An 18263-nucleotide genomic window follows, 5' to 3' on the forward strand; every position below is an offset into this window, starting at 1 on the left:
TCAGGGCAGCCGGGTGCTGAGGTTGGCTATCCCGTCCGAAGGGCCGTCGAGGGGAGGGGAGCCGAGCGTCCATTTGCGGACCGGCGTGCCCGGCGGCAGCCCGACGTAGTTGTGGCGATGCCGGGACCCGTTGAGGTGCGCCCGGTTGCCGGTGAAGGCGCTGAGCCCCGCGGGATCTTCGTTCTGGATGCCGTAAAGCGTGTTCCTCGACAGCGTGTTTCCCTCGACCAGCGCGCGCGCGCAGGCCCTCAGCCAGATCCCTTTGCCGTCGTTGTTCGCGGACTGGCAGCCGATGATCCTCGCGTCGCTCTGCCCCTCGAGCAGGAACCCCGCGCCCTTCTGCGGGTCGCCGCGCGACGGACCGGCGTCGACGGGCGGGGCCGGCGGCTGCACGAACAGGGGCGTTCGGTGGACCGTGTTGCCGTCGGCGATGCAGTCGATGAACGCGTTGCCCTCGCCGCCCACGAGGCCGCCCTGCGGATCCGCGAGCGGCGTCGACGCGATGAACCCGGCCGCGAGCCCGTCGTCCTCGGCGGCCCCGCTCGCGTTCCTGTTCCCCACGGCCACGCAGCGCCTCAGCACCACGTGGCGGGTCGAGTGGAGGGCGAAGCCGCCGGCGGGCGCGCTCGCGCTCGCGCCGTGGTTGCCGATCGCGCGGCAGCCCTCGAGCAGCCCGCGGTACACCGCCCTGCCGAGGCGAAAGCCGAGCGCGGAGAAGTCCTTGACCGCATCGGCGGACGCGGCCGGGTTCGCGTTGTAGTTCCCGTCCGCCTCGCACTCGACCATCTCCAGGTTGCTCGTTGTCGAGATGTTGAACCCGCACGCGCGGTTCCCGGTGAGCGTGAAGTTCCGGTTCGCCCTGCAGCGCAGGAACTTGTAGTTCTCTCCCCACGCGAAGAAGCCGGCCGGCTCTCCGCCCGACGTGTTGTCGTGCGCCTCGCAGTCCTCCACGAGCACGTTGCGGCAGATGACGAAGTCGGCGCCGACGACGTTGAACTGCACGCCGCTCGGCTGGGCGCTGGTGTTCGCCGTGCGGTTGAACACGCACTGCCTGACCTGCACGTCGTCGCAGAACAGGACGAGCGCGCCCAGCGTCACGACGAAGTCGAGCCGGCTCGTGTTCTCCGAGCACACGCAGTTGATCATCCGGATGCCTTCGGCGAAGGCGACGCCGCCGGCCGCGTCCCGGGCGCCCATCACGAAGATCCCGCCGTTGCGGCACAGGAAGCCCGTGTCGATCACGCCGTCGCCGCCGCACCGCCGGACGGACAGATCGAGCAGATCCAGCTGGCTGCACGCCCTGGCGGCGATCCCCACCCCCTGGATCCCGAGAACGCTGCCGTTCCTGATGACGAGCCGCGTCCTCCCCTCGGCGAACACGCCCACGTTCCCGGAGACGACCTCGCCCCGGCAAGGCCTCGCGCCCGGGTCGGGGGCGACGACGGGCGCCGGAGGGTCGATCTGCCGCAGCGTCCTGCCGCACAGGTCGAGGGTGACGTCGTCGCTCGCGATCGTGATGGCCCGCGCGCCCGCGTCCTGCGCCACCCAGTCGACGTCTTCCACGAGGGTATACACGCCGGGCGCCGTGATGACGAAGGGGACGCGGCGCTCCGGGTCCGGTCCGCCGTTGATGTCCTGCGCCGTGATGGGCGTCGCGGGGAGGCGCGCGCTGGCGCCGGGGAGCTCGCTCATGGTCCTCGGGCGGGAGTCTACGCCGTTCGGCCCGCTCCGCGCCGCGCCGGCGAGCGCGCGTCTCACTGGATCGGCACCGCGCGCAGCGACTCGGCGAGCTTCGCGTAGAGCGAGCTCCGCGGGTCGTCGCGCCGGTAGATGAGCCGGAAATGATCGCGCGCGAGGGGCGCGGACGGCAGGAGCCGCTTCAGCTTGCCGCCGCGGAGCTCGGCGGCGACCATGTGGCGCGGCAGCACGGCGACGCCCTCGCCGGCGAGCACCAGCGCCTTGATGGCGGCGCCGAGCCCCACCCAGCGGTGCCGCGCGAACGCGAAACAGCCGGCGCCGCCCGCCTGATCCGCGAGGTATCGGAACAGCGGCATGGTCGGGTCGATGTCGAGCAGGCAGTGCCGCGACGCGTGCTCCGGGCGGGCGAACGCCTCGCGCCGGAGCAGCTTGGGGGAGGCCACGAACGCGTAGCGCTCCTCGTGCAGCGTCTCCGCCGCCAGGCTCGTGGCGGTCCAGCGCGCGCTGGTGACGACGCAATCGACGCTGCGGTCGTAGAGGCGCTTCAGCAGGTCGTCGGAGGCGCCGAAGTAGAGGTGGAGCGTCAGCTCGGGGCGCCGCCGCGTCAGGGCGCCGAGCTGGGGGACGATCCACGACATCCCGAGCTCGAACCGCGTGCCGAGCGTCAGCTCGACCGGCGCGGGCGCGGGGCCCATCGCGCTGCGGAGGCAGTCCTCGGCGAGCGCCAGGCACTGGCGGGCGCGCGGCAGCAAGGCGAGCCCGCGCGGCGTCAGCTGCACCCGGCGCGTGGTGCGCTCGAACAGCGGAGCGCCGACCTGCTCCTCGATCTGCCGGATGCGCTGGCCGAACGCGGCGGGGCTGAGCGCGACGGCGCGCGCCGCGGTCCGGAAGTTCAGCGTCCGCGCCGCCGCCTCGAAGCAGGCGAGGTTCTCCAAGGAAGGGAGCAGCATCGCGGGATCGTATCGTTTTGCGCAACAATCCCGGCCATGAAATACGGGATCTCGCCGGCCGCGGCGCGCGGTCCACCTCGCGCTGCGGCCGGCGCGCGTGATCCGGAGGGCTCGCGTCGTCCGGACCCCGGGGCGCTACCGGGGATCCTCGACGGGCGCGGTCTCGAGCGGGACGGTGCCGCCGTTCGCGATCCACTTGAAACCGTCGACGAGCGCGGTCGAGTCGACCCTTTCGTCGCCGGCGTCGAAGATCATGAACCGCAGCTTGAGCTCCTCGCCGCCGGTCACCGGGGCCCGCGTGCGCAGCCAGCCGGTCGCGCCGGCGTCGTCCCAGAGCCCGAAGCCGGTGCCCTCGAGCTCGTCCGTCCCGAGCGGGCACTCCTCGCAGACATCGAAGAAGCTGAGTTTGACGCTGACGGGGTTGCCAAGGCTATCGAACGAGAGGTTGCCGTCGAGCGACCCTGGCGGGGCCGGCGTCGCCAGGGCGACGAACTGGTCGTTGAAGCAGTGTTCTTCTCCGACGAACTCGGGGTGTTCGAAGGTGTAGAACTTGAACGCGAACTCGTAGCCTGTCGCGTTCGTCGGCGCGCGGATGACGAGCTCGAGGGCGATGTCGTCGTGGATGTTCGCCGAGGGAGCGCACTCGGGGGGGCCTTGCGGGAAGCCGGGCGGCGCGTCGCCCGGCCCGTAGTTCTCGCAGCTATCCGCGTTGCACGCGCCCGGCCACCCCGCGATCCGGGCGCGACCCGAGGACAGGACGAGCAGGCGGGTCCCGCCCTGCGGGCGCACGTTCGGCCCGAAGGAATCGAGCACGCCCACCGCGGGCGAGGGCTCCGCGGGCGAGCCGTCCCCGCGCACGTACTGCGCGCTCAGCACGCCCCACTTCCTGTCGCCGGGCGACGCCTTGGCGCAGAGGTCGATCGCGTGGGCCCCGTGGATGGCGTCGAAATCGGCAGGAGCGATGTTCCTGTCGCAGGCCGACGGCGCGTTGTCGATCACGCCGTCGCAGTCCTCGTCGGCCGGCTCGGGCACCGCGCCGCTCGGGTCGGGCTCCGTGATCACGACCTCGACGGCGCCTGGGTTGACGTTCGTGTCGCCGTCGTTGCAGTCGCCGTCCTCGATGGTGAACCCGTCGCCGTCCTCGTCGGGCGACGGGCCCTCCTCCGCCGGCGCGCCGCCGCCGAAATCAGCCCAGGAGCCCGTCGACTCCACGCGTCCGCCGGCGCCTGCTTCCGCCGTCGTGGCGCTGGCGCTGGTCGCGCCCCCGCCGCCGCCCTCGCCAGGCGCCTGCTGGTCGCGCGCCGTCGCGGAGCACGCGCCCGAGGCCCAGAGCGCCGCCCCGACGCTCGCGCAGAGACCCAAGTAGACGAAGCGCCCGCCTCTCATGGTGCATCCACCTCGATGGTTGGTCCCGACCGCCGGAGCGCCGCGTCCCCGGCGACCCACGGCAACATGCGAGCACATCACGGCCTGGGCTCGCTGTCTTCTGTTCGCTGCCTCGGCGGCGCGGGGTCGTCGGGCGGCGCGCCTCGCTCCCGTTCCCCTCGCTCCCCTCGCTTCAGGAGCCGCGAGGCCCACAGCGAGAGCGCGAGCAACCCGACGGCCAGCGCGCCCCCGATCGGCGCGCGGTGCCGCTCGGTGAACGGAAGCTCGCGCGCGACCGGGGCGGCGCCGAGCTCCGGGTTCGCCGCTGCGGCGCCGAGCCTCGCGGCGGGGGGGCGCTCGCGCACGGTGGGGTCGAGCAGGTCGGCCAGATCGTAGCTCGGGCGCTTGCCGAGCGCGTCGCCGACGTAGAGCCGGTGCGGCCCCGGCCGCGCGGCGCGGAACACGATCTCGCGCGCCCGCACCTCGCCTTGCGCGCCCGAGAGGGAGAGCGGCGCCGAGTCGCCGTCGTGGATCGTGAGCCGGAGGAAGCGCTTCCGGGTCGGGCTCAGCGGGATCCGCGTCGACGCGAGCGAGGGCCCTGACTCGCCGCGCGGACGGATACGATGGATCAGGCCGCTCCCCACGGCGGGCCAGACCGCGCGGTACGTGGTCGAGGCGACGTCGACGCGGCGGCTGAACTCCGGCGTGGCGACGTCGAGGAGGACGGCCTCCAGCGGCGCGCCGTCGGCGCCGGCGTCGAGCGTGACGAGCGTCGTCTTCGCCTCGCTGTCCCGCTGCGTCTCGACGATCGCGAGCGGCAGCAGCGCGGGGGACTCGGTGGGGGCCTGCGGCTCGCACGAGACGGCGCCGCCCGTGATCCGGACGTCCGCCGCCGCGCCGCGCGCCGGGGCGCCCTCGGGGACAAGGCGGATCCGGACCAGGGCGGCGCGCGAGAGGGGATAGCGGACCGACAGGTGCTCGACCGTCTCCGAGCCCTGGGGGACGCGGTACACGTAGGCGCCGCGCGCGACCTCGCTGAGCGCCCTCGGATCCGCGCCGGTCTCGACCCGCGCCTCGCGGAGGAAGCTGCCGCCGGTGACGCTGAGCTCGACGCGGCAGTGGCGCGTGCCGGGCGCGTCGAGCGCCCAGGTCGCGTGCGCCACGCCGGCGGCGTCGACCCCCGGATCGAGCATCGTGGCCGCGATCCGCCCGGGGGCGTGCGCGGCGCCCGGCTCGCGGATCACGTAGGGCACCTCGGCGCCGTCGGGGCCTGCGATGCGGACGTCGGCGAGCACCTCTTCCGCGCGGCTCTCGCGGTAGAGGTCGAGATCGACGTCGACGCGGTGGTCGCCGGCGGCGTCCACGCCCTCGATGGGCCGGACGAGCGCGTGCCTCTCGGTCGGGAGCGCCGCGCCGGTCTGGGCCTCGGCGGGCCGCGCGAGGCTCATCGCCGCGAGCAGCGCGAGCGGCCCGGCCGCGCCCCGCGATCCGGCGCGCAGTAGAGTCACGAGGCGCCGGCCGAACCGCGCGTAGAGGAACCCTCCGCCGACGAGCAGCGCCCCGACGCCCGTGAAGAGGGCGATCTGGTAGATGCGCTCGACGTGCCAGACGTCCCAGGCAACGAGCTTCGCGATGGTGACGGCGAACAGGGAGAGCCCGGCGTAGCGATGGAAGGCGTCGCGCGCCGCGAACCCCGCGGTGAGCAGCGCGATCGCCGCGAGGGCGAGCACGAGCGTGGTCGCCATCGCGAGGCTGCCTTGCTGGCCCTCGAGGGCGGCGCGGTGCTGCACGGTGAGCTCCGCGAACTCGGCGGCGTCGAGCGGGGCAGGGGGGGCGGCGGGGAGCGCGGCGATCGCGCTCCGCACCTCGAGGACGACGGTCGTGATGAGCAGGGCATACCCTGCGCCCAGCGCCGCGACCGCGGCGCCGCGCAGCTCTGCGCGCGCGGCGTCCGGGGGGCGGGCGGCGTCTACGTCGCGCGCGAGCGCAGCGCGCGACAGCAGCCGCCCCGCGGCGAGCAGGGCGGCGCTCACGCCCGCGAACGCATAGGTCCTCGCGTTGAGCAGGACGGGAATCGCCATCGTCCCATCGCGGCCGTGCGTGGCGAACCAGGTCGTCACGAGCGCCTCGGCCTCGGCCCGATCCACGACGAGCGCCCGCGCGAGGGCGGCGGCGAAGAGCAGCAGGGTGACGGCGAGCCAGGCGCGCTCGCCGGTGCGCGCCGCGATCGCGGCCGCCACGGCCGCGAGGATGCTCCAGACCACGGTGACCGTCGCGCCGCCGAGCCCGAACGCGACGGCCGCGGCGAATAGGGCGAGCGCCTGTCCGAGGAGCAGGGCGATGCGATCGGCGGGGGGCGCGGCGCCCGCGCGGGTCACGCCGGCGCGGAGGAGCGCGGCGCCGAGCGCCAGGTCCAGGGCGCCGGCGCCCGCGGTGAGCAGCGCGCGGAGCGTCGGCGTGTCCTCCGGCGTGGCGCCGAGCGCGGCCGCGACGAACCCGAGCGTCGCCACGCACGCGGCGAGCGCGTCGGACCACGAGAGCGCCGGCGCGCCGGGCTCGCGCGGGCGCCGCGCCGAGGCGCCCGCGGCGCCGAGGAACACCAGCATGACGAGCGCCGATGCGCCGAGGAAGCTTGCATCGACGGCGTCGACGGCGTCGACGGCACCGGCGGCCGCCGATGCGCCCGCGTCCGCCGGCGTGATCGCGAAATGCGCGGCCGCCGCGAGCGCGCCTGCCGAGACGATCGCCGCGGCGAGGAGCAGGGCGGGGAGCGCGGCGCGCGCGGCCGTCCACGCCGCGAGGGCGGCCGCGCCCGCGAGCGCGAGCGCGAAGAGCGCCGCATCGGCCTCGATCAACAGCATGCCCGCGGTGCAGGCGAAGAGCGCCGCGCCGGCGGAGCACGCGATGGCGGTCTTCCGATCGAGCTGGCGCGCGAGCCCGGCGCCGCGGAGCCACCCCGCGAGGTAGACGAGCGTCCAGGCCGCGACGAGCGCGACGAGCGTCGTCCGGTGCGCGGCGGGCGCGTCCGCGAACGTCGCCGCGAAGGCGAGGAAGGCGGCGCCCATCGGCGCCAGCAGCCAGGCGCTCTCCACCGGCGCGCGCAGGGCGACCAGCGCCGCGAGCGCGAGCGCGATGGCGGCGGCTGTGAGCGCGCGCGGCGCGTCGAAGAGCAGCGCGGTCGCGCCCGCGTGGGCGAGCACGAGCGCGGCGATGCTTGTCGCCGTGGCGTCCGCGCGCGCCGCGACGCGGAGGACGCCGGTCGCCGCCGCGCCGGTCGGCGCGGCGCTTCGATCGGGGCTCGAGGCGGGCGCGCGGCGCAGCCACAGCGCGCGCAGGATGCCCTGCGCCGCGGCGAGCGCGACGAACGCGAGGGGCGCCGCGCGCGCGGCGAGCGGGAAGTAGGGCCCCGGGAGCGCCTGCGCGGGCGAGTCGAGCCAGGGCGCCGCGTCCGGGTCTCCGCCGGCCGGGGCGGCGCTGGCGTCGAAGTACGTGGCGTACCAGCCCCAGAACAGCGCCGTATGGCCTGCGATCGCGAGCCACGGCGCGACGCGGAAGCCGAGCCTCGCTGCGACGGCGTGGGCGACGCTCGTCATGAGCAGGAGGTAGCCGAACAGGACGAGCGGCCGGTCCTGCCCCGTCGACAGCACGACGGGGTTGAGGAAGCCGGCGACGAGGCTGAGGACCAGGATGGCCTCGCCGCGGTGGCGGAGGGCGAGGCCGGCGCCGAGCAGGAGGAGCACCGTGTCCGCCGCGAATGCCGCGGGGATCGGGACGAGCTCGTACAGCGCGGCGCTCGCCCACACCGACGCGATCAGGACCGAGAGGCCGAGGCCGATGAGCGTGTGGACGAAGCGACGCTGCGCGCGCCCGCGGAGCACCTCGGCGATGGCGAGGAGCGCGGCGCCGATCGCGGCGCCGACAGCGACGCGCCCGAACGGCCCGATCCAGGCGTTGTCCGAGGCATATTTGAAGAAGAAGAGCGCGCCGAGCAAGAAGGTGGTCGCGCCTGCGCGGGTGAGCCAGGTGAGGCCGAGCCGCTCCTCGATGGAGGGTCGCTCCGGGGCCTCGCGGTGCGCGGCCGAGCCGGCGCCGGACGCGCTTGCGTCGAGCGTCGCCGCGGGGCGAAGCGCGCGAGGCATCGGAGGAGCAGCGGGACCCGGGAACGCGACCGCGGGGGGCGCCGCGGCCTCCGCGGCGGCGACCGCCGTGGACGCGACCGCCCGGGGCGCGGGGGCGGTCGGATGCGCGATCTCGGGAGGCGCGCCGGCGGTCGCCGCGTCGAGCAAGGGCGGCGCGCCGGCGGTCGCCATGTCGAGCGCGGGGGTCGCGCCGGCGGTCGCCGCGTCGAGCAAGGGCGGTGCACCTGCGCCCTCGGCGTCGAGCGCGGGTTGCGCCGCCGCTGGGGGCGGGAGCGCGCCCTGGGCAATCCGCTCTCGCTCCAGGCCGTGTGTGCTTCGAGGGCTCTCCGCCGCTGCGGTGAGCGCTGCGCGGCCGCGCTGTCCGGAGAGCTCGGCCACCCGGTGCTCCAGCGCGTGGATCCGCAGCAGCAGGTCCTCATTGCGCCGGTTGGCCCGGACGGCGAACACGAAGGCGACGAGCGGGGCAACCAGGAGATAGGCGACGAGCGCGAGCCCGAAGAAGACGACGATTCCTGCCCCCATGCATGCTTCGTAGCATGGGGTGCGCATCGCAGGCGCCGCCCGTCCGCGCGATGATGCCTGTGCTGTTCACGCTGCTCGCGCTGACGGCCCCATCGGAAGGCGAGGACCTTTCGGCGCGCGCTGGGATTCGGGTAAGGTGCATCCGCATGAGGAACACACGCCTGCCTGATCGCCGCGCGTCGGGCGCCTGCTATCTTCCCCGTGTTCCCGGACGGCGGCGTTGCTCGGGGGGGGAGCGCGGCCATTCGGGAACAGTTCTTCTGTCCTCTCGACCTTCTGCGCCGGAGACATCGCGATGGTGAAGCACCCGACCGTCTCTGCGTGGCAGCGGGATCACGAGGAAGGCGGTTATACGGCGGAGTTGCACGGCTGGACCTTGCGGGTCCGCTGGATACCCGAGCGTCCGGGTGAGGTCCGCGGCTTCGTGTGGGAGGCCGTCGATCCCTCGGGGAACAAGGTCACCTCGCGCGAGATCCACGAGGAGATCGAGGTGGCGATGGCGTACGCCGAGGAGCGCGCGGCGCCCGATCCGAAGAAGCACGAGGGCAAGACCGTCGATTGAGCCGCGCGCCGCGCGGCGGCGCCGGGCTCAGCCCGCCTTGTCTGCGGGCGCCGCCTTGCGGCTCCGCCTGGCGCCGTAGTTCCGGATCACGATCTCCCCCACGCGGCCTCTGGCGTCGCTCTTCGCGTTGATGCTCCGGAGCGCCGCGACGCGGTCGATCTTGAACCGCTTGTAGAGCGGCGGGATCTCCGGAACATCGGAGTTCGAGAGCATCACCTGGACGCCTCGCGCGTCGAGCTCGGCGAAGAGGGCGGCGAGGCGCTCCTGGTCGCGGAAGCCGAAGCCGCCCGCGCTGTAGGACGTGAAGTTCGCGGTCGACGAGACCGGCGAGTACGGCGGGTCCAGGTACACGAAGTCGCCTTCCTGGGCGTGGTCGAGCACGCGCTCGAAGTCGCGGACCTCGATCTCGACGCCCTGCAGCGCCGCCGAGCAGGCCCGCAGCTGGGGCGGGTTGCAGATGGCCGGCTTGACGTAGCGGCCGAAAGGCACGTTGAAGCGGCCGGCGCTGTTCACCCGGTAGAGCCCGTTGAACCCCGTCTTGTTCAGGAAGATGGTCCGCGCGGCGCGCTCGGGCAGCGAGAGCGAGGCGGGATCGACGTCGCGAACCTTGTAGTAGTGCGCCTCCTCGTAGGCGTGGCTGCCCAGCGCGGCGATCACCTCGTCGACCCGATCGCGCACCGCCCGGTAGCAGTCGATGAGCTCGGCGTTGACGTCCGTCAGCGCCGCGCGCTTCGGCTGCAGGCAGAAGAAGAGCGCGGCCCCCCCCATGAAGGGCTCGAAGTAGCGCCCGTAGGACGCGGGGAGGAGCGGCTGGAACTGGCGGAGCAGCTGGCCCTTGCCGCCCGCCCATTTGAGGAACGGGCGTGGCGTCACGGGCGCGTCGTCGTCGGGGTCGGTGACAAGGGCGGTGGTCATCGCGCAATACTGGACGCCAACCTACCAGGGCGCGCGATCGTCCTCAACCGCCGAAGGCCGCCGCGAGCGAGCGCGCTCGTCCGACGCGTCCGACGCGCCTCGCCGGTCCGCCCCCGACGCGCGGGTGCCCGGGGCCATGGGTCTCTCCAGGCTAGGTCTTTCTATGTCCATGCCGCGGCCCCGTCGGGCGGCGATGTGTCCTGAGATCGACAGTGGATGTTGGCCTGATTCGTTAGTGATTCCGATTGCTTGTAAGCATGCATGAGCGTGCGTGTCCCCGCTGGAGCGCTGCCCGGATCATGGCATGTCGCCGCTTGCGCGATCGCCGAGCAGGGATAAGTTGAAGTCTCGACACGCGGGCTGAACAGCCGCTGGTGGAGCGGCGCTCTCCCGCATTCGCGCACCGCCGCGTCAGGCCATCTCGCCGGTGGACCTGCGCGGCGCGGCAGGGGCTCGCTCGGGCGCTGGGCGCGGGCGTCCCGCGCCGGGTGGCGGCTCCTCGAGGGGCCGCCATTCGTGGCAGCCGCCGTTGCTTCTCGACAGGAGGGATGCCGCCATGATGCTTGCCTTCGACCTCGATCGCGACGACGCCCCGCAGCAGCGCGGCCCCGGTCCTGCGGACGGACCGGGTTGTTTCGGTGAAGCCGCGGACTACCGTGCTCAGCGGATCCTGTACGCCGCCCGCGACTGGATCGGCGAGCAGGACGGCATCACCACCGACGGCCGCTCGCTGATCCTGCTGCACGCCCAGCGGACGCCGCCGGAGCGGCGCGAGGCGCTCGTGCGCTGCTTCGAGCGCGTGATCCTGCACGCCCCCCGGCCGGAGCTCGCCGCGCTCTCGGCGTCGCTGCGCCAGGCGGGGCTCTCCGTGGACGAGGACCTCTCGGTGATGGGCGCCCCGGCCGGTGAGGTGCGCGCCGCCGTGCAGGGGCTCAGCCGGTTTCGCTCATTCCCGCCGGGCCTGCGCCTGTCCAGGGTGTCGCCGGACGACGACGATGCGTCGATCCGCGCGATCCAGGAGCTTCAGGCCGAGAGCGGCCACGCGCCGCTCCCGGGGTGGTACCTGCGCGGCGGCGAGGGGCGCTCCTTGACGCTCGCGCTGCGCGACGGCGCGGGGGCGCTGATCGGCTGCGCCACCCTGTGCGTCATGACGCGGCCACAGCCCGCCGAGATCGGCGGGCGCGAGGCGCTCGCCCAGCTCGGGCTGCTGGGCGCCCCGCCGCTCTGGATCTCCGACGTGGGCGAGGCGCCCTCGTGGACGGCCATGCCGATCTGCACCTCGCTGCGCGAGGACCACCGCGGGCGGGGGCTCGGGGCCCCCCTGCAGGCGGCGGCGCTCCGGGAAGGGCACGATCGCTTCGGGATCCGGTGGTTCTACGCGCTCGTCAGGGCCGGCGACGAGATCGCCAAGCGCATGAACGCGCGTTGCGGGCTCGCCCCGCACCGCGCCGAGGGGTTCCTCGTCGCGTCGGCGGTGCCCCCCGAGAAGCCCCGGCGGCCGGCGGACGGGCGCCGCGGCTCAGGCTGACAGCACGGGCGCGAGGAGAGAGCGCCGCCGTCCTAGCCGAGGAGCCACGGGGCCGGCGCCTCGCCCGCGAGGCGCCTGCGGATCGTGTCGAGCGCGCGCTCGAAGTAGCCGTCGCGCGCGACGACGAACTCATCGAGCCGCACGTCGCGCGGCTCGACCTTCACGGCGCCCGCGGCGTCCGGCGGCCGCCGCACGAGGCCGCTCGCGCGGGGCACCTGGCCTCGGACGAGGCGCAGCGCCGCGCCGAGCGGGAGCGACAGCAGCGCGGTCACCTCGCGCGGATCGGGACGCAGCTCCTCGAGCGCGCGGCGGGTCGTCGCGAGCAGCACGTCCTGCAGCTCGCGATCGACGATGCCCGGCGCGTGATCGTCCTGGCTGCGGCGCGTGCCGAGCCGGACAACGTCGCGCGGCGAGAGCGGCAGGCCGATCTCCTCCTCCGCCTCGCGCAGCGCCCCCGCGAGATCCTCTCCGGCGCGGTAGTGCCCCGACACGGCGACCTCGAGCGCGCCGGGCCAGGTGTCCTTGTCGGGGCTGCGCTGCTGGAAGAGCACCCAGGGCTCCGCGGCGCTCCGGCCGCCGTCCGGCTCCAGGCCATCGGGCCCCCGCTCGAGGAGCACCCACACGTGAACGCTCCGGTGCCAGTCGCCGTCGCGGTGAACGAGCCTGCGCGCCTTGCGCATGCCGAGCGGCCGGCCGCCGTCATCGAGGAGGTCGAAGAGCTCCTCTTCGTCTTGCGCCGCCATGCGCCACAGGGTAGCGCAACGTGAACGGAGCAAGACGTCTTCGCTGATCTGCGTGCTCGCTCGTTCGATGACGCTGTGCTTCTTGCCGTGCCCGACGCACGACATCAGACGGAAGCAGCAGGAAACGAGGCGAGAGGTGTGAAGTGGCGATCCCAGCGGGAATCGAACCCGCGTTACCGGCGTGAGAGGCCGATGTCCTAACCGCTAGACGATGGGACCTTGTTCTGTGGAGAAGACCGACAGCAGAGCTGAGCGGCCTGGCTGGGGGACAAGGATTCGAACCTTGATAGCAAGAGCCAGAATCTTGCGTCCTGCCGTTAGACGATCCCCCAAGGGGTCAGCGCCGTGTTCATCAGCGCCACGGGCCGCGGAATCTACTCGGGCTGCCTGGATTGTCAAGCGATCAAAATCGGACCCGCCGAAGAAAAATGCTCACCGCCAAAAATCGCCCAGTTCTCGCGTGTTTCGAGCGACTCGGGCATCGAGCGAGCCCTTCCCCCTGCTCGGCTCCTCGCTCAACCCGCTCCGCCCTCGTTGTATGCCGTCCGTTGTCGTCGCGCTGATGCCATCGCGCTCTCGCCATAATCCGTCCGTACTGTCTTCGCACTCTCGGAGGGCTCGTCCCTGGGGAGGCTCCACGATGTCGCGACCGCGCTCTCGCCGTCGCCCGTCGCTTCTCCAGCCATCTCGGCTTCGCCGCCCTGGACTTTCGGCCCCGGAAAAGTCGCGGCTCCCTGCTGCGTGCCCTTGACGCGCCGGGTGACTGATTTACTTTCGGCCGCGGTTTAGCCACCGGCCTAGGAGAGTGCCAAGACACTGCGATGTCGGGCACTTAGCTCTCGTCGCGCGGGCGGATCGCCCCAGCGGGGGGGCGAACGGGACCTCCGGCGAGCCGATGGTCAGTCAACAAGCCGAGGACGAGGGAGCCAGCATGAAAATCAGGCCGCTGCAGGATCGGATTGTCGTCAAGCGCGTCGAGAGCGAGACGAAGACCAAGGGGGGCATCATCATCCCCGACGCCGCGAAGGAGAAGCCGATCGAGGGGCGCGTCGTCGCGGTGGGCAACGGCAAGGTCCTGAAGGACGGCAAGGTTCGCCCGCTCGATGTGAAGGTCGGGGACAAGGTGCTGTTCGGCAAGTACAGCGGCACCGAGGTGAAGCTCGACGGCGAGGAGCACGTGCTCATCCGCGAGGACGACGTGCTCGCCGTGACCGAGTCCGCCTCGTGAACCAGGTCTGAGGCAACCGAACGCAAGCGTTAGTACACGCGGCCGCGCGGCCGCGAGGGGATTGAGAGATGGCTGCGAAGCAGATCGTTTTTAGCCGCGGCGCCCGCGCCGCGATCCTCAAGGGCGTGAACACGCTCGCCGATGCGGTCAAGGTGACCCTCGGGCCGAAGGGGCGGAACGTCGTCATCGAGAAGAGCTGGGGCTCCCCGGTCGTGACGAAGGACGGCGTCACGGTCGCCAAGGAGGTCGAGCTCGCCGGCAAGCTCGAGAACATGGGCGCCCAGATGGTGCGCGAGGTCGCCTCGAAGACGAGCGACAAGGCCGGCGACGGCACGACGACGGCGACGGTGCTGGCGCAGGCGATCTTCGGCGAGGGCCTCAAGCTCGTCGAGGCCGGCCACAACCCGATGGATCTGAAGCGCGGCATCGACGCGGCGGTCGCGAAGGTCATCGAGGCGGTGCAGAAGGCCGCCAAGCCGACCAAGGACAAGGACCAGATCGCCCAGGTCGCCACGGTCAGCGCCAACGGCGACAAGGAGATCGGCCAGATCCTCGCCGACGCCATGGAGAAGGTCGGCAAGGAGGGCGTGATCACGGTCGAGGAGAACAAGCGCATGACGACGGAGCTCGAGACCGTCGACGGCATGCAGTTCGACCGCGGCTACCTCTCGCCCTACTTCGTGACCGACCCCGAGAAGATGACCGCGGTGCTCACGAACCCGCTCATCCTCGTGCACGAGAAGAAGATCTCGGCCATGGCCGACCTCCTGCCGCTGCTCGAGCAGGTGGTGAAGCAGGGGCGCGAGCTGCTCATCCTCTCCGAGGACATCGAGGGTGAGGCGCTCGCCACGCTCGTCGTGAACAAGCTGCGCGGCACGATCAAGGTCGCCGCCGTGAAGGCGCCCGGCTTCGGCGATCGCCGCAAGGACATGCTGAAGGACATCGCGATCCTCACGGGCGCGACGCCGTTCATGGAGGACCTCGGCCAGAAGCTCGAGAGCGCCACGGTGCGCGACCTCGGGACGGCCAAGCGGGTCGAGATCGACAAGGACAACACCGTCATCGTCGACGGCCAGGGCGACAAGACCGCCATCAAGGGCCGCATCGAGGCGATCCGCAAGCAGATCGCGGACACGGCGAGCGACTACGATCGCGAGAAGCTCCAGGAGCGGCTCGCGAAGCTCGCCGGCGGCGTCGCGGTGGTGAAGGTCGGCGCGGCGACCGAGGTCGAGATGAAGGAGAAGAAGGCGCGCGTCGAGGACGCGCTCCACGCGACCCGCGCGGCCGTCGAGGAAGGCATCGTGGTCGGCGGCGGCGTGGCGCTCTTCCGGGCGGCCGCCTCGCTGGAGTCGCTCAAGTTCAACGACGAGCGCGACGTCGGCGTGCGGCTCGTGCGCCGCGCCGTGGAGGCGCCGCTCCGCCAGATCGCCCAGAACGCGGGGGTCGACGGGACGGTGGTCGCGGAGAAGGTCCGGACGGGCGCGCCGACGTTCGGCTACAACGCCGCGACCGACTCGTACGAGGACCTGCTCGCCGGCGGCGTCATCGATCCCGCCAAGGTCGTGCGGCACGCGCTCTCCAACGCGGCCAGCGTCGCCGCGCTGATGCTCACGACCGAGGCCCTCGTCGCCGAGAAGCCCAAGAAGGAGAAGGCCGCGGGCGGCGGGGCTCCCGGCGGCATGGGCGGCATGGGGGGTATGGGCGGCATGGGGGGTATGGGCGGCATGGGCGGCATGGGCGACTTCGACATGGGTTGATCGCCTGTCCGCGCCGCTCTCGGGCTGCCGCCGCCTCCGCGCGGCGGCCCGCCGGGCGCGCTGCCCCGACGAAGCGGGCCGAGGGGCCCTCCAAAGCATGCTGGCTTGGGGGGCCTCTCGCGTTTTGTGTTTTGTGAGCGCCAGCGCTCTTGCCCGGGTTTTTGACCCGCGGTCACGTGGGGCGCTAGACTCCCGGGCAATGTCGGAGTCGTCGTTCGCCCGCTATGGCCGCGAGTACGTGCCGGGCGACGTGCTCTTTCGTGAGGGTGACTCCGGCGACGTCATGTTCGTCATCCAGTCGGGCGCCGTGCGGATCACGAAGTCGGTCGTCGGCGAGGACAAGGTGCTCGCGGTGCTCGGGCCCGGCGAGTTCGTCGGCGAGATGGCGATCTTGAACGGCAAGCCCCGGAACGCGACGGCGACGGTGAGCGAGCCGTCCCGCTGCCTCGTGATCGACGCGCGTAAGCTGGAGGTCATGCTGCAGCGCGACGTCGAGATAGCGCTCCGTCTCCTCAAGAAGCTGGCGAAGCGGCTCGACGCGGCGAACTCGCTCGTCGAGATCCTCATGCACCGTGACCCGAAGGCGCGCGTGATGCTGGCGCTCGCGCGCCACGCCGAGGCCTTCGGAGAGGAGACGCCTGAAGGCATACGCGTCCGCTCCTCTCCCGAGGACATCGCGCGCGAGGTCGACGTCGAGCAAGAGACGGTGGACGAGGTGATGAAGCGGCTCCGCCGGCTGAAGCTCCTCTCGTACGGGCCGCCTGGACCCGCGGCGATCATGGTGACCGACATGCGCAGGTTCAGGGATTTCATCGAGTTCCTGGACATGCCGCAGAAGTTCGGCGGAGAGAGCTGAACCAGTGGAGCTGCGTGTCATCGGCTGCCACGGCGGGGAGACCCCCAGGCATCGCACGTGCGCGTTCGTCGTGGACGACATCCTCGCGATCGACGCCGGCTCGCTGACCAGCGGGCTCGAGGTGAAGGACCAGGCGCGGATCGAGGCGTGCCTGGTGAGCCACGCGCACCTCGATCACATCCGCGACCTGGCCACGATCGCGGACAACCGCTGCCAGCTCGGGTGCCCGCCGCTCGTGATCGCGGGCACGCGCGAGACGCTGCGGACGCTCAAGAAGCACTTCTTCAACAACGTGCTCTGGCCCGATTTCGCGGTCATCCCGAGCGCCGGGCAGCCGACCATCCAGTACCTCGAGCTCAAGCCGGAGCGCCCCACGCCGGTCGCCGGTCGGCTCGTGCGCGCGGTCCACGTGACGCACACGATCGACGCGTCGGCGTTCGTGATCGAAGGGGACGGCGGCGCGATCGCGTACAGCGGCGACACCGGGCCCACGGAGCGGCTGTGGGAGGTGCTGAACCAGCAGCAGGACCTCCGCGCGCTGCTGATGGAGGTCAGCTTCCCCAACCGGGAGCAGCGCCTCGCCACCGTGAGCGGCCACCACACGCCGCAGACGCTCGCCCTCGAGCTCCAGAAGTTCCGCGCGCCGAGGGATCTGCCGACGATGCTCTACCACATCAAGCCGGTCTTCCAGGCCGAGGTGGAGCGGGAGTGCGCCGCGCTGAAGGGGCTGAACCTGGAGGTCCTTCAGCTCATGGATCACTTCGTCCTGTAGCCGACGCATCGCCGACGCATCGGGGCGGGGCGTCCGGAGCGTGGTGCGCGCGCGGGTAATGGCGGCGCTCCGCTCGACGCGATCGTGGGGCCGAGCTGTCCTGTCCGAGGGGGATCGCTCGCTGGTCCGGGCGAGATCGCGCCGCGCAGGGGTGAGGCCTGCGCGGCGGCGGTGTCGGGAGCTCGCGCGCGACCGCAGAGCGGCGCGACCGCAGAGCGGCGCGCCGCGGCGGGCTAGCGGCTTTCCTGGGTGGGCTCGTCGTTGAAGGGGCGCTTGCCGTCAGGCACCTCTTCGACGCGGGCGAGGACGACCGTGATGTTGTCGGTGCCGCCGAAGTAGTTCGCCCGATCGATGAGCGCCGTGCACGCAGCGTCCAGCGAGCCGCTGGACATCACGAGCTCGAGGATCTGATCGTCGCTCACCAGCCCGGACAGGCCGTCCGAGCAGAGGAGGTACACGTCACCGTGCCGCGTCTCGTCCGTCACGAGATCGACGAGGACGTCCTCGCGGATGCCGAGCGCGCGCGTGATGACGTTGGCCGGCAGCTGCCTGACCTCCTCCTCGGTCATCCACGGCGCCATGTGCGCCGCGTCGCTGACGAGAGAGTGATCGCGGGTGAGCTGCGTGATCTGGCTGTCGCGCAGGCGATAGCAGCGGCTGTCCCCGACGTGACCCACCGTCACGTGCTCGGCGTCCTTGGAGAACATCGCCGCCACGATCGTCGTGCCCATGCCGAAGTCGGCGAGCGTCTTGAGCGAGCGATCGAAGATGCGCCGGTTCGCCAGCCTGAGGCCGGTGACGACGTAGTTCTCCTCCTCGGTCAGGTTCGGATCGGCAGGGAAAGGCCAGGTGGCGTCCCTCCCCACCGTCACGGACAAGAAGTCCGAGAGCGTGCTCACGGCAAGCTGGCTCGCGACGTCGCCCGAGCGGTGTCCGCCCATTCCATCCGCCACGGCCACGACACGGTACTCCTCGCTGACGAGGAGGTTGTCCTCATTGTGGTCCCGGAGGAGCCCGGTATCCGTCATCCCGGCAAACCGGGTCCGCAACATGGGCAGAGAGTAGACGCGGAGCAGGGGGGCAGCGCAAGTTCAAGGCGAGGGCAAAGCTGAAATCCTGGGCTGGATCTCCCACAGCGGCCGCTCCATGGCCGCTGGAAGCGGCCGGCGGCAGGGGTAAAGGACCGTTCCGGAGGCGCCCGCTCGCCGGACGCACTTTGCTCTTGAAA

The 18263-nt window shown here is 72.3% G+C and carries 13 protein-coding genes and 2 tRNA genes; 6 read left to right on the forward strand and 9 right to left on the reverse strand.

Features of this window, described 5'->3' with window-relative positions; translation table 11 throughout:
* The 4 genes from WME95_RS15550 to WME95_RS15565 form a co-directional block, all read right to left on the reverse strand.
* Positions 1-1692, reverse strand: coding sequence for a right-handed parallel beta-helix repeat-containing protein (locus WME95_RS15550; RefSeq protein WP_437909149.1), 1692 nt, complete (start codon positions 1690-1692; stop codon positions 1-3).
* A 62-nt stretch (positions 1693-1754) separates the two neighbouring features.
* The gene (locus WME95_RS15555) at positions 1755-2648 is read right to left on the reverse strand and encodes a LysR family transcriptional regulator (protein WP_437909150.1); all 894 of its coding nucleotides are present in this window, start codon (positions 2646-2648) and stop codon (positions 1755-1757) included.
* A 135-nt stretch (positions 2649-2783) separates the two neighbouring features.
* A complete protein-coding gene (locus WME95_RS15560) occupies positions 2784-4034 on the reverse strand; it encodes a hypothetical protein (protein ID WP_437909151.1) in 1251 nt (416 codons plus the stop codon).
* A gap of 77 nt (positions 4035-4111) precedes the next feature.
* On the reverse strand, positions 4112-8674 hold the full coding sequence (locus WME95_RS15565; RefSeq protein ID WP_437909152.1) for a DUF2339 domain-containing protein: 4563 nt from the start codon (positions 8672-8674) through the stop codon (positions 4112-4114).
* Positions 8675-8969: 295 nt separating this feature from the next.
* Between WME95_RS15565 and WME95_RS15570 the strand changes: the two genes are divergently transcribed.
* Entirely contained in the window at positions 8970-9236 is a 267-nt protein-coding gene (locus WME95_RS15570; RefSeq protein WP_437768353.1) for a hypothetical protein, read from the forward strand.
* Positions 9237-9263: 27 nt separating this feature from the next.
* Here WME95_RS15570 and WME95_RS15575 read toward each other — a convergent pair whose 3' ends face one another.
* Entirely contained in the window at positions 9264-10151 is an 888-nt protein-coding gene (locus WME95_RS15575) for a DNA adenine methylase (protein ID WP_437552634.1), read from the reverse strand.
* A gap of 556 nt (positions 10152-10707) precedes the next feature.
* On the opposite strand from WME95_RS15575, the gene WME95_RS15580 reads away from it, so the two are divergent.
* Positions 10708-11679 (forward strand): hypothetical protein, encoded by a 972-nt coding sequence (locus WME95_RS15580; RefSeq protein ID WP_437909153.1) that lies wholly within the window; start codon positions 10708-10710, stop codon positions 11677-11679.
* A gap of 32 nt (positions 11680-11711) precedes the next feature.
* On the opposite strand, the gene WME95_RS15585 is transcribed toward WME95_RS15580, so the two are convergent.
* From WME95_RS15585 to WME95_RS15595, 3 genes are all read right to left on the reverse strand, one after another.
* Complete coding sequence (locus tag WME95_RS15585) at positions 11712-12422, reverse strand: NUDIX hydrolase (RefSeq protein WP_437909154.1); 711 nt, start codon at positions 12420-12422, stop codon at positions 11712-11714.
* Between the two features lie 144 nt (positions 12423-12566).
* Positions 12567-12641, reverse strand: a tRNA-Glu gene (locus tag WME95_RS15590).
* 39 nt (positions 12642-12680) lie between these two features.
* Positions 12681-12754 (reverse strand) — tRNA-Gln (locus WME95_RS15595).
* A 599-nt stretch (positions 12755-13353) separates the two neighbouring features.
* On the opposite strand from WME95_RS15595, the gene groES reads away from it, so the two are divergent.
* From groES to WME95_RS15615, 4 genes are all read left to right on the forward strand, one after another.
* Complete coding sequence (gene groES / locus WME95_RS15600; RefSeq protein WP_012235412.1) at positions 13354-13650, forward strand: co-chaperone GroES; 297 nt, start codon at positions 13354-13356, stop codon at positions 13648-13650.
* Positions 13651-13718: 68 nt separating this feature from the next.
* Entirely contained in the window at positions 13719-15407 is a 1689-nt protein-coding gene (gene groL, locus WME95_RS15605) for a chaperonin GroEL (protein ID WP_437717766.1), read from the forward strand.
* A gap of 199 nt (positions 15408-15606) precedes the next feature.
* Entirely contained in the window at positions 15607-16263 is a 657-nt protein-coding gene (locus WME95_RS15610; RefSeq protein ID WP_437552639.1) for a Crp/Fnr family transcriptional regulator, read from the forward strand.
* A gap of 4 nt (positions 16264-16267) precedes the next feature.
* Positions 16268-17035, forward strand: coding sequence for an MBL fold metallo-hydrolase (locus tag WME95_RS15615; protein WP_437552641.1), 768 nt, complete (start codon positions 16268-16270; stop codon positions 17033-17035).
* Between the two features lie 233 nt (positions 17036-17268).
* Here WME95_RS15615 and WME95_RS15620 read toward each other — a convergent pair whose 3' ends face one another.
* Positions 17269-18087, reverse strand: coding sequence for a PP2C family protein-serine/threonine phosphatase (locus tag WME95_RS15620; RefSeq protein WP_437552642.1), 819 nt, complete (start codon positions 18085-18087; stop codon positions 17269-17271).
* Between the last annotated feature and the right edge of the window lie 176 nt (positions 18088-18263).

It is taken from the genome of Sorangium sp. So ce327 (assembly GCF_051530205.1).
In the GTDB taxonomy this organism is placed as follows: domain Bacteria; phylum Myxococcota_A; class Polyangia; order Polyangiales; family Polyangiaceae; genus Sorangium; species Sorangium cellulosum_B.

Coding starts and splice junctions, on each gene's coding strand:
- WME95_RS15550 (WP_437909149.1), bottom strand. CDS start 1,692: ATGAGCGAGCTCCCCGGCGCCAGCGCGCGCCTCCCCGCGACGCCCATC.
- WME95_RS15555 (WP_437909150.1), bottom strand. CDS start 2,648: ATGCTGCTCCCTTCCTTGGAGAACCTCGCCTGCTTCGAGGCGGCGGCG.
- WME95_RS15560 (WP_437909151.1), bottom strand. CDS start 4,034: ATGAGAGGCGGGCGCTTCGTCTACTTGGGTCTCTGCGCGAGCGTCGGG.
- WME95_RS15565 (WP_437909152.1), bottom strand. CDS start 8,674: ATGGGGGCAGGAATCGTCGTCTTCTTCGGGCTCGCGCTCGTCGCCTAT.
- WME95_RS15570 (WP_437768353.1), top strand. CDS start 8,970: ATGGTGAAGCACCCGACCGTCTCTGCGTGGCAGCGGGATCACGAGGAA.
- WME95_RS15575 (WP_437552634.1), bottom strand. CDS start 10,151: ATGACCACCGCCCTTGTCACCGACCCCGACGACGACGCGCCCGTGACG.
- WME95_RS15580 (WP_437909153.1), top strand. CDS start 10,708: ATGATGCTTGCCTTCGACCTCGATCGCGACGACGCCCCGCAGCAGCGC.
- WME95_RS15585 (WP_437909154.1), bottom strand. CDS start 12,422: ATGGCGGCGCAAGACGAAGAGGAGCTCTTCGACCTCCTCGATGACGGC.
- groES (WP_012235412.1), top strand. CDS start 13,354: ATGAAAATCAGGCCGCTGCAGGATCGGATTGTCGTCAAGCGCGTCGAG.
- groL (WP_437717766.1), top strand. CDS start 13,719: ATGGCTGCGAAGCAGATCGTTTTTAGCCGCGGCGCCCGCGCCGCGATC.
- WME95_RS15610 (WP_437552639.1), top strand. CDS start 15,607: ATGTCGGAGTCGTCGTTCGCCCGCTATGGCCGCGAGTACGTGCCGGGC.
- WME95_RS15620 (WP_437552642.1), bottom strand. CDS start 18,087: ATGTTGCGGACCCGGTTTGCCGGGATGACGGATACCGGGCTCCTCCGG.